Source organism: Microbacterium sp. GbtcB4 (assembly GCF_019091465.1).
Classification (GTDB): Bacteria; Actinomycetota; Actinomycetes; order Actinomycetales; family Microbacteriaceae; genus Microbacterium; species Microbacterium paraoxydans.
Window position 1 is genome coordinate 14,052 of sequence record NZ_JAGXJJ010000013.1, and the last position, 12,621, is coordinate 26,672.

General features: G+C 69.2%; 13 protein-coding genes, 1 tRNA gene and 1 pseudogene. 12 read left to right on the plus strand and 3 right to left on the minus strand.

From position 1 onward, the window contains the following. The first annotated feature begins 1 nt into the window (after position 1). The 3 genes from KVS71_RS16620 to KVS71_RS16630 are packed head-to-tail and all read left to right on the plus strand — an operon-like array spanning position 2 to position 3,177. The gene (locus KVS71_RS16620) at positions 2–1,000 is read left to right on the plus strand and encodes an Fpg/Nei family DNA glycosylase (RefSeq protein WP_217585059.1); all 999 of its coding nucleotides are present in this window, start codon (positions 2–4) and stop codon (positions 998–1,000) included. Between the two features lie 42 nt (positions 1,001–1,042). Beyond that, positions 1,043–1,684 carry an FMN-binding negative transcriptional regulator gene (locus tag KVS71_RS16625; protein WP_060922001.1) on the plus strand — a complete coding sequence of 214 codons (642 nt, stop codon included), beginning with the start codon at positions 1,043–1,045 and terminating at the stop codon, positions 1,682–1,684. Beyond that, complete coding sequence (locus KVS71_RS16630) at positions 1,681–3,177, plus strand: amidohydrolase family protein (RefSeq protein WP_217585060.1); 1,497 nt, start codon at positions 1,681–1,683, stop codon at positions 3,175–3,177. The genes KVS71_RS16625 and KVS71_RS16630 overlap by 4 nt, the downstream gene beginning before the upstream one ends. Positions 3,178–3,240: 63 nt before the next feature. Here KVS71_RS16630 and KVS71_RS16635 read toward each other — a convergent pair whose 3' ends face one another. Then, positions 3,241–3,726, minus strand: coding sequence for a Dps family protein (locus KVS71_RS16635; protein ID WP_025103404.1), 486 nt, complete (start codon positions 3,724–3,726; stop codon positions 3,241–3,243). A 130-nt stretch (positions 3,727–3,856) separates the two neighbouring features. Here KVS71_RS16635 and KVS71_RS16640 point away from each other — a divergent pair, with 130 nt between their 5' ends. The 3 genes from KVS71_RS16640 (at position 3,857) to KVS71_RS16650 (ending at position 4,833) form a co-directional block, all read left to right on the plus strand. Next, on the plus strand, positions 3,857–4,393 hold the full coding sequence (locus tag KVS71_RS16640; RefSeq protein ID WP_217585061.1) for a gamma carbonic anhydrase family protein: 537 nt from the start codon (positions 3,857–3,859) through the stop codon (positions 4,391–4,393). 29 nt (positions 4,394–4,422) lie between these two features. Next, positions 4,423–4,496, plus strand: a tRNA-Ile gene (locus tag KVS71_RS16645). Between the two features lie 52 nt (positions 4,497–4,548). Then, the gene (locus KVS71_RS16650) at positions 4,549–4,833 is read left to right on the plus strand and encodes a hypothetical protein (protein ID WP_217585062.1); all 285 of its coding nucleotides are present in this window, start codon (positions 4,549–4,551) and stop codon (positions 4,831–4,833) included. Here the strand turns inward: KVS71_RS16650 and KVS71_RS16655 are convergent. Further along, positions 4,803–7,097, minus strand: coding sequence for a hypothetical protein (locus KVS71_RS16655; protein WP_217585063.1), 2,295 nt, complete (start codon positions 7,095–7,097; stop codon positions 4,803–4,805). The two genes, KVS71_RS16650 and KVS71_RS16655, sit on opposite strands and share 31 nt — an antisense overlap. 237 nt (positions 7,098–7,334) lie before the next feature. Between KVS71_RS16655 and KVS71_RS16660 the strand changes: the two genes are divergently transcribed. From KVS71_RS16660 to KVS71_RS16680, 6 genes and pseudogenes are all read left to right on the plus strand, one after another. Further along, the gene (locus tag KVS71_RS16660) at positions 7,335–7,847 is read left to right on the plus strand and encodes a DoxX family membrane protein (protein WP_217585064.1); all 513 of its coding nucleotides are present in this window, start codon (positions 7,335–7,337) and stop codon (positions 7,845–7,847) included. A 306-nt stretch (positions 7,848–8,153) separates the two neighbouring features. Beyond that, positions 8,154–9,920 carry a DUF5979 domain-containing protein gene (locus KVS71_RS16665; protein WP_217585065.1) on the plus strand — a complete coding sequence of 589 codons (1,767 nt, stop codon included), beginning with the start codon at positions 8,154–8,156 and terminating at the stop codon, positions 9,918–9,920. A 147-nt stretch (positions 9,921–10,067) separates the two neighbouring features. Continuing rightward, positions 10,068–10,574, plus strand: coding sequence for a hypothetical protein (locus KVS71_RS16670; RefSeq protein ID WP_217585066.1), 507 nt, complete (start codon positions 10,068–10,070; stop codon positions 10,572–10,574). A gap of 88 nt (positions 10,575–10,662) precedes the next feature. After that, positions 10,663–11,040, plus strand: a pseudogene (locus KVS71_RS20470) (globin domain-containing protein); the annotation flags it as partial. Positions 11,041–11,145: 105 nt separating this feature from the next. After that, positions 11,146–11,877 (plus strand): FAD-binding oxidoreductase, encoded by a 732-nt coding sequence (locus KVS71_RS20475; protein WP_368874974.1) that lies wholly within the window; start codon positions 11,146–11,148, stop codon positions 11,875–11,877. Between the two features lie 108 nt (positions 11,878–11,985). Beyond that, entirely contained in the window at positions 11,986–12,246 is a 261-nt protein-coding gene (locus tag KVS71_RS16680; protein WP_060921992.1) for a DUF6458 family protein, read from the plus strand. A 53-nt stretch (positions 12,247–12,299) separates the two neighbouring features. Here the strand turns inward: KVS71_RS16680 and KVS71_RS16685 are convergent, their stop codons facing one another. After that, positions 12,300–12,617 (minus strand): hypothetical protein, encoded by a 318-nt coding sequence (locus KVS71_RS16685; RefSeq protein ID WP_060921991.1) that lies wholly within the window; start codon positions 12,615–12,617, stop codon positions 12,300–12,302. Between the last annotated feature and the right edge of the window lie 4 nt (positions 12,618–12,621).

The following is a 12,621-nucleotide window of genomic DNA, read 5'->3' on the forward strand; positions in this document are numbered from 1 at the left end:
CATGCCCGAGGGACATTCCGTCCACCGCATCGCGCGGCAGTTCGATCGCAACTTCGTCGGCAAGACGATGAGCGCCTCCAGCCCGCAGGGACGCTTCGCCGAGGGCGCCGCGGTGCTCGACGGACGTCAGGCCGTGAGCGTGCAGGCCGTGGGCAAGCAGATGTTCCTCGAAGCGGAGGATGACCTCTGGCTGCGCGTGCACCTCGGTCTCTACGGTGCCTGGGACTTCGCGGGGGAGATCCTCGTCGACCCCACCATCGCGTCGGCCAACGGCCGGATGGGCCAGACCAATCAGCGCGGCACCACTCTCGACGAGACGATCCTCGACGACGCGGGGGAGAACTCGCTCGCCTCGATCGGGGCACCGCGGCGCGCCAGGGTCCACGTGCGGATGTCCGAGCAGACCAAGGGGCTGACCGACGAGATCGACGAATGGCCGCCCCCTGTGGTGGGTCAGGTGCGCCTGCGACTGATGACCGACATCACGGTGGCCGACCTGCGCGGTCCCACGGCGTGCGTGTTGCAGACCCCCGAGGAGATGCTGGCGACAGTCGCCAAGCTCGGTCCCGATCCGCTCGTCGGCGATCCGGCGGAGAACGAGGAGCGGTTCGTCCGCGCCGTGCGGAAGAAGCCGACCCCGATCGCCCTGCTGCTGATGGACCAGGCGGTCGTCAGCGGCATCGGCAACGTGTACCGCGCCGAGATGCTCTACCGGCAGAGGCTGAATCCGCATACGCCCGGCCGCGACGTCCCGGAGGATGTCGTCAGGGCGCTCTGGCATGACTGGGTGCGGCTGCTGGCCATCGGCGTGGAGACCGGCCAGATGATGACCATGGACGGGCTGTCTCCCGAGCAGTACCGCGCCGCGATGGCGAGCCGCGACGACCGCCACTGGGTCTACCACCGGGCGGGCCTGCCGTGCCGGGTGTGCGGGACCGAGATCGCGCTGGAGGAGATCGGCGCCCGCAAGCTGTACTGGTGCCCGCGCTGTCAGGCCTGAGGGCGGGATCTTCGGGGCTCCCGCCGCTCTAGGCTGGGATCCATGCGACAGAATCCGAGCTTCACGCTCGCCGATGTGGCCGAGATCCGCCGCCTCATCGATGCCAACCCGTGGGCGACGGTGGTGAGTGCGCCTGAGGACGGTCTGGTCGCCTCGCACTATGCCGTCCTCCTCGACGACGACCGCGATGATCTGACGGTCGTGGGGCACGTGGGCCGCCCGGACGACGCCATCCACGGCCTGGGGGAGCGGGAGATCCTGCTCGCCTTCCAAGGGCCGCATGGGTACGTCTCTCCGGGCTGGTACGGCGACGTCCCCGCGGTGCCGACCTGGAACTACACCGCGGTGCACCTGTCGGGCGTTCCCGAAATCCTCAGCACCGCGGAGAACCTCCGTGTGCTCGATGCCCTGGTCGCGCGGTTCGAGTCGCGCCTGCCCGACCCGCGCCTGATGTGGGAGCGTCCGAACGACGCGGCCTTCATCGAGAGACTCGAATCCGGAACGGTCGGCTTCCGTCTCACCCCGACGAAGGTCGTCGCCAAGCGGAAGCTGAGCCAGAACAAGCCCGCGGAGACCATCGAGGCGGTGATCGCGGCGCTGCATGCCGAAGGGCCGTACGCGAACGCCGCCCTCGCCGCGGAGATGCGTCGTGCGCAGGACGCGCGGACGGGTGGCGGGGCGTGAGCGCCCTCGGCGTCGAGGTCGGTACGGTTCGTGCCGTCCGCCCCGTGGGTCCGGGGCGGGAGTTCCTGCTGGACGATGAGCCGGTCGACCTCCACCTCGCCGACGGACGCATCGTCGACATCGCGCCGACCGGGGCCCTGCCGGCGCGCGGCGAGGTCATCGAGGCCGACGGTACCTGGGCGGTGCCCGGGCTCTGGGACAACCATGTGCACACCGTGCAGTGGGCTCTCGCGGCGGAGCGCGTCCCTCTGGGGGAAGCGGACTCAGCCGCCGGGGCCGCGAGGTTGATGCGCGATGCGCCCGTGCTGCCGGACGGCCGACGGATCGGCACGGGGTTCCGGGACGCGCTGTGGCCGGATCGCCCATCCGTGGCCGCGCTCGATGCCGAGACCGGCGTCGTGCCCACCTACCTGATCAATGCGGACGTGCACAGCGTCTGGCTGAACTCGGCGGCCCTGGCGCGCGAGGGCTTCCGCGCGGACGACGGTCTGCTCCGCGAGGAGGACGCGTTCGAGATCTCCCGCCGGCTCAATGCCGTCGACCCTGCCCACAGCGATGAGGCGGTCATCCGTGCGGGGGCGGCGGCCGCGGCACGGGGTGTGACCGGTCTGGTCGACTTCGACATGGCGTGGAACGCCGATGCCTGGCCGCGACGGATCCTCGGGGGCTTCGCCGCGCACCGTGTCGAGTTCGCGTTCTACCCGGCGGATCTCGATCGGGCCATCACCACGGGCCTCCGCACGGGGGAGCGCCTTGCGGTGTCGGATCCGACCGGGCTGGTCGGATCCCTCGTGCGGGTCGGGTCGTTGAAGGTCATCAGCGACGGCTCGCTCGGCACCCGTACCGCGGCGTGCTCACACTCCTACCCCGGCGACCCCGCGAACTACGGGGTGCTGACGGTGCCTCCGGAGGAGCTCACGGCGCTGCTGACCACTGCGGCGGGAGCGGGGATCGAGGCCGCCGTGCACGCGATCGGCGATCGCGCTGTGACGGCGGCCCTCGACGCCTTCGGCGCTTCCGGTGCCACAGGGTCGATGGAACATGCACAACTGGTGCGGCACGCCGACCTCACCCGATTCGCCCGGCTCGGGGTGCGCGCGAGCGTCCAACCCCAGCATGCGGTGGACGACCGCGACCTGGTCGAGCACCACTGGGCGGAGCAGACCGCGATCGGCTACCCGCTCGCCTCGCTGCTGTCGGCGGGTGCGGAGGTGCGCTTCGGCTCCGATGCGCCGGTCGCGCCGCTCGACCCCTGGCACGCGATCTCCGCGGCGGTGTGGCGGACCGACGACGATCGGGCCGCCTGGCATCCGGAGGAGCGGGTGACGCTGGATCAGGCCCTCGAAGCGAGTGTCCGCACGTCGCTCCGCCCCGGTCAGGGCGCAGACATCGTGATCCTCGGAAGTGATCCTCGCACTGCGGACGCGGCGGGGCTCCGGACGATGCCCGTCACCACGACGCTGCTCGGCGGTCGCCTCACGCACGTCGCCTGAGGCGGCGCGCACACGACGAAGGGCGGCCCCGGATCGGAGCCGCCCTTCGTCGTGTGCGTGGTGTCAGGCCGCGATGTGCGACACGAGGAACCAGCGGTCCTTCTCCAGCCCGCGCTGGATCTCGATCGCCACGTCCTGGCTCGTGAGGTCGACCTCGTCCAGGCCCTCGACGGCTGCCTTGACGTCGACGAGGATCGCGTCGATGTCGGCGATCACGGCTCGGATCAGTTCGTCCGACTGTGCGAAGCCGGCGGGAACGCCGGTGGCGCCTGCCTTCTCGGCGACGGCGTTCACGCGCGCGTCGATCGGCAGGCCCAGAGCGACGATGCGCTCGGCGGCGGTGTCGGCGAAGTCACCCGCGTGGGCGACGATCGTGTCGAGCAGCTCGTGCACGCCGACGAAGTTGGCGCCGCGGACGTGCCAGTGCGCCTGCTTGCCGTTGACGGTCAGCGCCTGGAGGCCGAGGACGACGGGGGAGAGGAACTGCGCCGCACCGGCGGCCACAGTCGGGTCGATGGCGGTGGTGGAAACGGTCTGGGCCTTGCTCATCTTCTTGCTCCTCCGAATGAAGTTCTCTGTCTGACGAGTACAACGTTACTCAGGCTCAGGCATTCCGCAAGGAAGCTGAGGCTCCACTCACTTCCGCGTGATTCCGGGGGAGTGAGGGTAGTCTCGCCTCATGAGCATCGCTGCCGGAGCCTCCGTCCTCGCCCTCCCGGATCGCACCCCCGAGCTCGACGACACCGCCTTCGTCGCGGACGGCGCCCGCATCGTCGGCGCGGTGTCCCTCGGAGCCGGCGCCAGCGTCTGGTACAACGCGGTGCTTCGCGGTGACTCCTCGCCGATCGTCATCGGCGCTGGCAGCAACGTTCAGGACAACGTGTCGGTCCACGTCGACGCCGGGCATCCCGTCCTCGTCGGGTCACGGGTGTCGATCGGGCACAACGCTGTCGTGCACGGCTGCACGATCGGTGACGGCTCTCTCATCGGGATGGGGGCCGTCGTCCTCAGCGGCGCCGTGATCGGAGAGGGCTGCCTGATCGCCGGCGGTGCCGTCGTGCTGGGTGGGACCGAGGTGCCGCCGGGGTCCCTGGTGGCAGGCGTGCCGGCGAAGGTGCGCAGATCGCTCTCGGACGACGAACGCGCCTCGCTGCTGGCGAATGCCGCGATCTACCTGGAGCATGCGGCCACGCATGCGCAGGCGAGCGAGGCGTGAGACCTCGCCCCGCTAGGCTGGGGCGGTACGGGGCGGTGGCCAAGCTGGTTAAGGCAGTGGGCTCATAACCCAACGATCGTCGGTTCAAGTCCGACCCGCCCTACCGCTCAAACCTCTCGATCAGCGTAATTCCGCGGATCTAGGAGGCGAAACACATGCTCATTCCCACGATCCACGTCGCCGCGATCCGCCTCATCGTCATGTCGGCGGTTCCCGAAAGCACCCGCGGTCGCGCCCTGGCAGCGATGGGCAGCGTCACCCAGACCGCCGGTGTCGCCGGCACGGCCCTCGCCGCGCCCCTCGTCGTCGCCGTCGGACCTGCCGGCGCCCTGGCCGTCGCCGGAATCGGCACGCTCCTGGCCGCGGTGCTGACCCTGCTCATGTACAGCACCCGCCAGGCACAGGGGAATCATCGACGTGTCGATGTGCGTCGCCGGTGAAGGAGCAGGACCAGGCCGAGGGCGACCGTGGCAGCTCCGAGGGCGACGATGATGGCGAGGAACCCACGGTCGACCCCGGTGCGGGCGAGATCCTCTGCCCCGGGACCGCCGGAGGGGCTGATCGACGGGGTGGGGGACGGCGCGGGATCAGCCGTGTACCGGTTGTCGATCGTCACCACCGTGTCGACCCCTGGGCGGACAGGGAATGGGGCGTCGAAAGGCTCGAGCGCGACGGGGGCGCCCCCGTCGATGGTGATCGAGGCGGTGGTGGCGACGGTCGTATCGGGTGCGGCGCCGGTCTCGGTTTCGATGACCCTGCACTCGTGGGCTTCCAACACGGTCGCGCTTCCCGCATCCGCGGTTTCGGCTCCGACGGGGAGAGCGAAGGAGTAGGACGTGTCGGGGGTGCATTGCACCTCCAATCTCGCGTCTCCGGCACGCAACGCGACGTCGTCGCTGCCGTTCTTCACAACCAAGAGGTGCCCCGCGGGTTGGAACTTGTTGGTGAAGTCGCAGATCGCATCCGGGTTCTCCGGAGTCAGGATGACGTCGACGCTGGCACTCTCCGTGTCCACGGTGGCCGCATTCGCGCCGCAGTCGACGGAGGCGAGACTCCAGGATCCTCTGGCGCTCGGCGCAGGGAGGAGCTCGACGATGCCGTAATGCGCCGAGGGCTCGACGGTCAACGCGTCAGCGGCCGGACCCTCCCACTCCGCTTCCACGAACTCACCGACCGTCGTCGTCGTGGCCACCGCCTGGTAGGCAGCCGACGTTCCGGGGGTGATCCGTGCGCCCTCCCTCGGCGTGACCACGAACCCTGCGCTGCCCGCCACGGGGGTGGTCGCCTTACGGATCGTGATCGACCCGCCCGGGGTGTACCGGTTGGTGACGACACAGTCGAAGGTCTCGCCTTCGCCGATCTCGATGGTCCCCGTCCGCTGCTGCCCGTCGGCGGTGAGGGGAACCTCCGTACCGTTGCACTGCGCGCCCTGCGCTTCCCACGACCCTGCTCCGGTCGGCGCGGGGAGCGTCTCCGTGACGGTGTATGTGCCGGGCGTCGAACCGAGCGATTCGGCAACGAGAGCCTGGTCGCCGTCACCGGCGGTGGTGACGGTCGTCTGTCGGTCGGCTCCTGGGGCGGGAACGTCGATCGCGAACGGGAAGGTGCCCCCGGCGCCCACGGTGAGCTTGGACAGGGTTCCCGGACCGGTGCGGACCCGCTCGTTCGTGAATGTGCACGTGACCGTGTCGCCGGCGAGAAGGCGGATCTGCGCGGTCATCTCCGTGATCGTCACCGGTGTCCCTCCGGCGCTGGAGCACACGGGAGGGCCCGTAGGCTGCCATCCATCCGTGGGCGCCTCGGTGACTTCCCATGCCGGTTCGCCCGTTCCGACCGCGCCCCGGATGAACGTCTGCGACGCGGGTGAGGAGGCGGACGGGGAAAGGGTGAAGTCGTTGACGCCGTCTCGGTTCGTGTCCGCATACGACAGGTTGCCGTCGAACCGGAACGTGCCCTGCCCGAGCGAGCTGGGAGCGAGTTGCTTCCGGACGACGATCGTCCCGGACTCCGGTGGGGGAGAGACCGCGTAGTAGAAGCAGAAGACGTGGGTCTGGTTCTTCGGGAAGGACAGGAACTCGACGTTGTCTCCGTTGACGGCGTCCTGTGCACACCGCAGCGCCGCATATCCGTGCGTTTCCTGTCGACCGTTCAGAGGCTCCGAGGGCGTGCCGCCCTGTACCCAAAGCGTCTGCCCGGATCGAACGATCTGCGCCTGTGTGGAGTCGAGCTCGACGGTCACGGCCCCCTCGATGATGCGCCCGGTGTCCGCTCCCTGCGCGTCGAGTTCCGGCACGCTCGGTTTCGTGACGATAGTGGAGGCGAACGGTTGCGTCACCGTCGAGAGGTTCAGAGTCGCAGCGGACTTCCCCTGGTGGGAGCGGCCCATGGTGAGACGCCAGTCCGTCAGGGGGGAACAGTTCGGGGATCCTGCCTCCTCATCGGCGACCGTGATGATGCCGTTCGCCGGGTAGGTCGTGTCCGCGCCGAGATCACGCAGCGACTCCATGAGGTTGTTCCGGGCCTTGTTCGCCATGACGTCGGTGTACTGATCGCAGACCCGGGCGACGTATGTGACGAGCAGCGGGAGGTCCTTCGCCGGTGGCAGCACGACGGCGGTCGCGCCGATCGGGGCGAGGAGTGTGCCTGTCGCGAGAACCAGGCCGAGACCTGCGGCGAGGAGTCGTTCGCGCGCGTCGAACCCCATGGTGTTTCCCCCTTACGTCGCTCACCACCCGGCGGGCAGGTGAAACTCGCATGAGCGTAGACCGTGGGTGGACTCAGCGACGATGCTCCCGGTCGTGGTATTCCAGCCTTCCGGGATTGAGGGGCAGGTGCGACCAGCCGCCGCGTGATGCGCGCCCTGCCGTAATCGTCGCCACATTCTCCCGTCTCTCCTCTGGAGGTCTCGACACCCGTCAGCCTCCGGATCGGAGCAGGAGCCATGTCGACCACGAGTGTGCCGAACGCGGAGACGCGACGTCGGATCGAGGACGGGGGGCAGCTCGCGTTGCGTCTCGCGATCGCGGCGAGTTTCGCCCTCGCGGTCGCCGATCGCTTCGGGGTCCTCGGTGGCCCGGGGGAAGACGGCGTGTCGTGGGGATCGTGGACGATTTTCCGTGCGTACACGGCCCAGCTCGTCCCTGTCCCCGTCGACCTGGTGGTGGACACGGCGGCCGTGCTGGCGACGGCTCTGGAGACCGTCCTCGCTCTGCTGCTGGCAGTCGGGCTGTGGACCCGGCTCGCGGCGGGAGTCGCCGCGCTACTCACGGTGACGTTCGGCGTGACGATGCTCGTCTTCCTCGGGCCGCTTGCGCCGTTCCGATACCCGGTCTTCGTCTTCACGGCCGCCGCGATCCTGCTCGCGGGGCTGAAGCGCTACCGGTGGAGCATCGATGCGCTGCGAAAGGAGGTGCCGGGAGCGGGGAGAGACAACGATGCCCCCGGCACCAGGTAGACGGCGAATGCCTCTACAGACGGACGGACGCGTCGGAAGGGGAAGCGATCCGTCACAGGAGAGATGACGAGGTGACCGTTTCATGACGCCGTTTTCCGCAGGATCACGGCATATTGCACGTGCCGCGAGAAACCCGTGCGGCCGAACCGCGTAACAGAACGCGCCGTTCTGCATCCCTTCCTGGGGACATCACTCGCGCGGAAGAAGCCATCCGCGCGAGTTCATCGATCATCTGGGGAGTCGAAAGTGCCAGTCATTCAGCATGGAATCAGATCGGGCGCGCGGGGAACGCGCCTGACGACGTTCGTGGGTGGTCTGCTCGCGATCTGTCTGGCGGCCCTGGCGGCCGTCATCGCGACGCCGGCTACGGCCCGCGCTGCGGAGGTCGCGGGGATCACCTCGCTGACCATCACCGAACCCACCGACCAGATCAAGGTCTGGGACCGGATCGCGTTCGAAGCGACCTGGGCAGTGCCGGACACGGCGACGGCGGGGGACACGTTCCGCCTCGCCTTTCCGACGAGCCCGAGCCTGACCGGGGTGCGCGATTCCTTCGCCCTGACGGCGCCGGACGGCCAGACCGTCGGAAACTGCGAGGTGTCGACCGGTGAGCTCGTGTGCACGCTCACGGACTACGTGGACAGCCACACCGACGTCAGCGGCACCCTTCACTTCCGTGCCAGGGCAGACGAGGAGACCGCGCTGACCGAGATCCCGTTCACGACGGGCGGCGGAACCGTCGTCCCGGTCGACGTTCCCGGCGGGATCGGGCCGGTCCCGGAGTTCCCGGCGCCGACGACCCCGACCAAGTGGGGCGACGTGACGCTCGACGGTCGGAACATCGCCTGGGGTGTGAACATCCCTTCCTCCGCGCTGGCCGGGGAGACTCCGACGCTCACCGACACGTTCACGGCCGGCCTCGTGCTCGATCCCGCGTCCGTCACCGTGGCGTACGTGCTCGCGAAGGACTGGGCAGGAGGCAAGTACACCGTGTCCACGGCGCTGCAGTCGGGCAGCGATTTCACCGTCACCGAGGTCAGCTCCGAGTCGTTCACGGTGACCGTGAACGCGCCGATCATCGCCGACGCGATCTACGTGCTCCGCTACAGGACGGCACTGCCCACTGACGTCCGTCCCGGTGATGCGTTCCACAACACCGTGACCGGCTCCCGCTGGGTCACCGAGAGCACACCGGTCATCTACTCCCAGGGCGGGGGAGATGGCGAAGGGGTGCTCCCGGTCGGCGGGTTCACCGTGACCAAGGAGGTCAGTGGTTCCGGCGCGGCTCTGGTGCCCGACGACCGCGAGTTCCGGGTGGCCTACTCGTATCAGCGCGCAGGACAGACGGTGGAGGGCGAGCTCGCCTTGCGGTCCGGGCAGACCGATGGCCTGGACGATCTGCCGGCGGGAACGGTCGTCACCCTGTCGGAGATCACGCCCGCGGACGTCGACGGCATGACCTGGCAGGCGCCGGTCTTCTCCGGCGCCGATGTGGCGATCATCGATGGCGGCGCTACCGTCACCATCGCACGGGGCACGACGGTCGCGGTGACGCTCACCAACCCGACGACGGTCACGCCGCCGCCGGTCGGGGGCTTCACGGTGACCAAGAGGGTCACGGGTGCCGGAGCCTCGCTCGTTCCCGAACACCAGACCTTCACCGTGGAGTACTCGTACGAGCTCGCGGGGCAGCGCGTCGCCGGTGAACTCGCGATCCGTGCCGGCGAGAGCGAGGGGCTCGCGGATCTGCCGGTGGGTACGGTTGTCACGCTTCACGAGAAGGCGCCGAACGCCGTGGAGGGCGTCACGTGGAAGAGCCCGCGCTTCACCGGCGCAGGAGTCGACGTCGGCGACGGCGGCGCGACGCTCACGATCTCCGAAGACGCGACGGTCGGGGTGGTCCTTACCAATGGAACCGCCGTCACTCCTCCGCCCCCTCCGGGTGGTGAGCTCGCCCTGACCGGATCCGAGGGGCCCGCCGGCCCGCTCGCCCTGGGAGCGCTGCTGCTGCTTGCGGGACTGACAGCGCTCGGCGTCCGCCATCGGATGGCGGGTTCGCGCACCGGTGACTGAGGACTAGGAGAGGCCAGGCAGATCGATCACGCGACGACTTCTTCGTCGTCGCGTGATCGATCGTGCCGTTCGGCGTCTAGTGGTCGTCGAGGACTCTCCCTCGACGACCACGCCGACGCCGCAGCGCGTCGGAGAAAGGCATCTCTCATGAACAAGACGCTCATTGCCCGTGCCTCTGCCGCCCTCGGCGTCGCAGCCGCTCTTTCGCTCGGTGGAGCGGCGCTCGCTCCCGCCGCTCACGCGGAGGCGACACCTGCGGACCCGGCCGCCTCGAAGCCGCTGAGCACGGGCGTGCTCGCGCAGCGCGTCGGATCCGCCTGTCTCTTCTTCCAGTACACCTTCAACATGAGTCCGACCGACCCCCAGGTGGGGGACACCGTGACGTACACCATGCAGTTCCTCAACAACGGCGAGGTGGACTCCACGAAGAGCGCGCTCACGTTCCGCCTGGACGGCCTCCTCGACGACTCGACCTGGGCGGCGTCGACGCTGGAAGCGACCTTCGGCCGCCCTTCCGCGGCGGAGAACACAGTCGCGTGGGACGGGCCGCTCGACGCCGGAGACGATGTCGTGCTGCGCTTCACCGGCGTGTGGACGGGCGCCGGCGATGGGCTCGCGTTCCCGCGCGTCGAGTCCTACGGCTACGCGAGGTGAAGCGGGTCGGAGTCCTGTTTTCCACGGTATCCGCGGCGACGTGGTGCGCCCGTCGTCGAGAGGCTGAACGGACACCGACCGAAAGGCAGCCATGCAGCTCTCCACGGACTCCGAAGTCATCGTCCGCGCCACCGCCGGCGTCGTCGCCGACCACGCCGACGAGATCACCACCCTGTTCTACCGGCGGATGTTCGAGGCGCATCCTGAGCTGTTGAACGTCTTCAACCGCGCGCATCAGGTCCAGGGCGATCAACCCAAGGCGCTGGCGGCGTCCGTCGTGGCGTTCGCCGTGCACCTCATCGATCCCGACGCGCCGGACTTCTCCCCGGTGATGCGGCGTATCGCCCACCGCCACGACTCGCTGGGGGTGTCGGCCCGGCAGTACACGATCGTCGGCCGCTACCTCCTGGCTGCTGTCGACGATGTCCTCGGCGAGGCGGTCACGCCGGATGTGCGCGCAGCCTGGGATGAGGTGTACTGGCTCTTCGGCTGCTCTCTCATCGCGGAGGAGGCCCGCCTCTATGCGGAGGCGGGCACGGATCCGGACCACCCGTGGCGGCCGCACCGCGTCGTGGAACGGGTGGAGGAGGCACGCGACGTGATCTCCTTCGTGCTGGAGCCGGTCGATGGTCACCGATTGCCCCATCGCACCGGGCAGTACGTTGCCGTGGCGGTCGACCTCCCGGACGGCACCCGTCAGCCCCGCCAATACACGATCTCTTCCGCGACCGGCAGTGCGGCGCTGCGCGTCACAGTGAAGCGCGTGCGTGGCTCGGAGGGCGTACCGGACGGTCAGGTCTCCAGCTGGCTGCACGAGAACGCCCACGTGGGGACGGTGCTCGACGTCTCCCAGCCCTCCGGGGATCTGCTCCTCGACGATTCTGACGACGCGCTGGTCCTGATCTCGGCCGGAATCGGCATCACGCCGGTGGCGGCGATCGTGGACGATCTCGCGCAGCGGCGTCCCGAGCGGCCGGTGCACCTGTTCCACGTGGACCGGGAGCCGGAGACCCATGCTCTCGTCGCCGACGTGCGCGACCGTTCGCAGCGATTGAGCGACGTCCGCACCCTGACCTGGTACTCGGCGAGTGAAGCGGAGGGCCCGGCGGTGCGCTCCGGCCGGATGGACCTGGCCGACATCGAACTCCCGCAGACGGCGCGGGTGTTCCTGTGCGGGCCGCTGCCGTTCATGCAGGCGATTCGAGGCACCCTGATGGCACGCGGCATCGCGCCGGAGCGCATCGAGTACGAGGTCTTCGGCCCGGATCGCTGGGCTCGTCAGCCGAAGTCCGGTGCCGCGTGAGCATGTGCCGAAAGCTCTGAGGGCGGCCGTGTCAAGCCCCTCCTCGGGGCCGCGGAGAGCTGACAGGCTCCCCGAGAGCGGCAACGCGCCGCGGAAACGGGAGAGACTATGAGCATCGGCAGCGGAATCGCGCTCTTCGTCATCGGAGCGATCCTCGTGTTCGCGATCAACGTCGACGTGCCGTGGGTCGACCTGGACATCGTCGGCTACATCCTCATGGGTGCCGGCGTGATCATCTTCCTGATCGGCATCGTGCTGCTCGCCCGCCGGCGCCGAACGGAGACGGTGTCGCGGACGTACGTCGACCCGGCGACCGGGGAGCCCACGACCCGACGGTCCGTCAGCTCGAGTTCCGACGACGGGCTCTGAACGGACGCAGACGGAATGGAGAAGGGCCGCGGGAGAACCCGCGGCCCTTCTCGTCAGACGACGTCAGCGCCTTCGAGATGTTCCTCGACGAGGGTGATGCCCCCGCTCGAGTTCGCCGAGTGCGCGAGTTCCTCGATCCAGCGACGGCTCAGCTCGGGCGTCTCGGCCTCGTCGAAGACGAACCGGAGCGGGATCGACGGGTGCAGCCACAGCGTGGACCGGCCGGGAGCGTCGCCCTCCGGGTGACGCCAGGAGAGCGTGAAGCTCTCGTTCCGCCGCAGCTTCGTGGCGATGACGACCTTGAGGTGCGCGAGCGCCCGGTCTTCGATCTGGATCGGCGTCTGGGTGTCGCCGTAGTACAGGCTGCCCATCGTC

What these genes read in the sequence shown, in the direction of transcription:
- KVS71_RS16635 (WP_025103404.1), bottom strand. Translation starts at nt 3,726, where the DNA reads ATGAGCAAGGCCCAGACCGTTTCCACCACCGCCATCGACCCGACTGTG.
- KVS71_RS16670 (WP_217585066.1), top strand. Translation starts at nt 10,068, where the DNA reads ATGAACAAGACGCTCATTGCCCGTGCCTCTGCCGCCCTCGGCGTCGCA.
- KVS71_RS16655 (WP_217585063.1), bottom strand. Translation starts at nt 7,097, where the DNA reads ATGGGGTTCGACGCGCGCGAACGACTCCTCGCCGCAGGTCTCGGCCTG.
- KVS71_RS16680 (WP_060921992.1), top strand. Translation starts at nt 11,986, where the DNA reads ATGAGCATCGGCAGCGGAATCGCGCTCTTCGTCATCGGAGCGATCCTC.
- KVS71_RS16625 (WP_060922001.1), top strand. Translation starts at nt 1,043, where the DNA reads ATGCGACAGAATCCGAGCTTCACGCTCGCCGATGTGGCCGAGATCCGC.
- KVS71_RS16660 (WP_217585064.1), top strand. Translation starts at nt 7,335, where the DNA reads ATGTCGACCACGAGTGTGCCGAACGCGGAGACGCGACGTCGGATCGAG.
- KVS71_RS16685 (WP_060921991.1), bottom strand. Translation starts at nt 12,617, where the DNA reads ATGGGCAGCCTGTACTACGGCGACACCCAGACGCCGATCCAGATCGAA.
- KVS71_RS16640 (WP_217585061.1), top strand. Translation starts at nt 3,857, where the DNA reads ATGAGCATCGCTGCCGGAGCCTCCGTCCTCGCCCTCCCGGATCGCACC.
- KVS71_RS16620 (WP_217585059.1), top strand. Translation starts at nt 2, where the DNA reads ATGCCCGAGGGACATTCCGTCCACCGCATCGCGCGGCAGTTCGATCGC.
- KVS71_RS16650 (WP_217585062.1), top strand. Translation starts at nt 4,549, where the DNA reads ATGCTCATTCCCACGATCCACGTCGCCGCGATCCGCCTCATCGTCATG.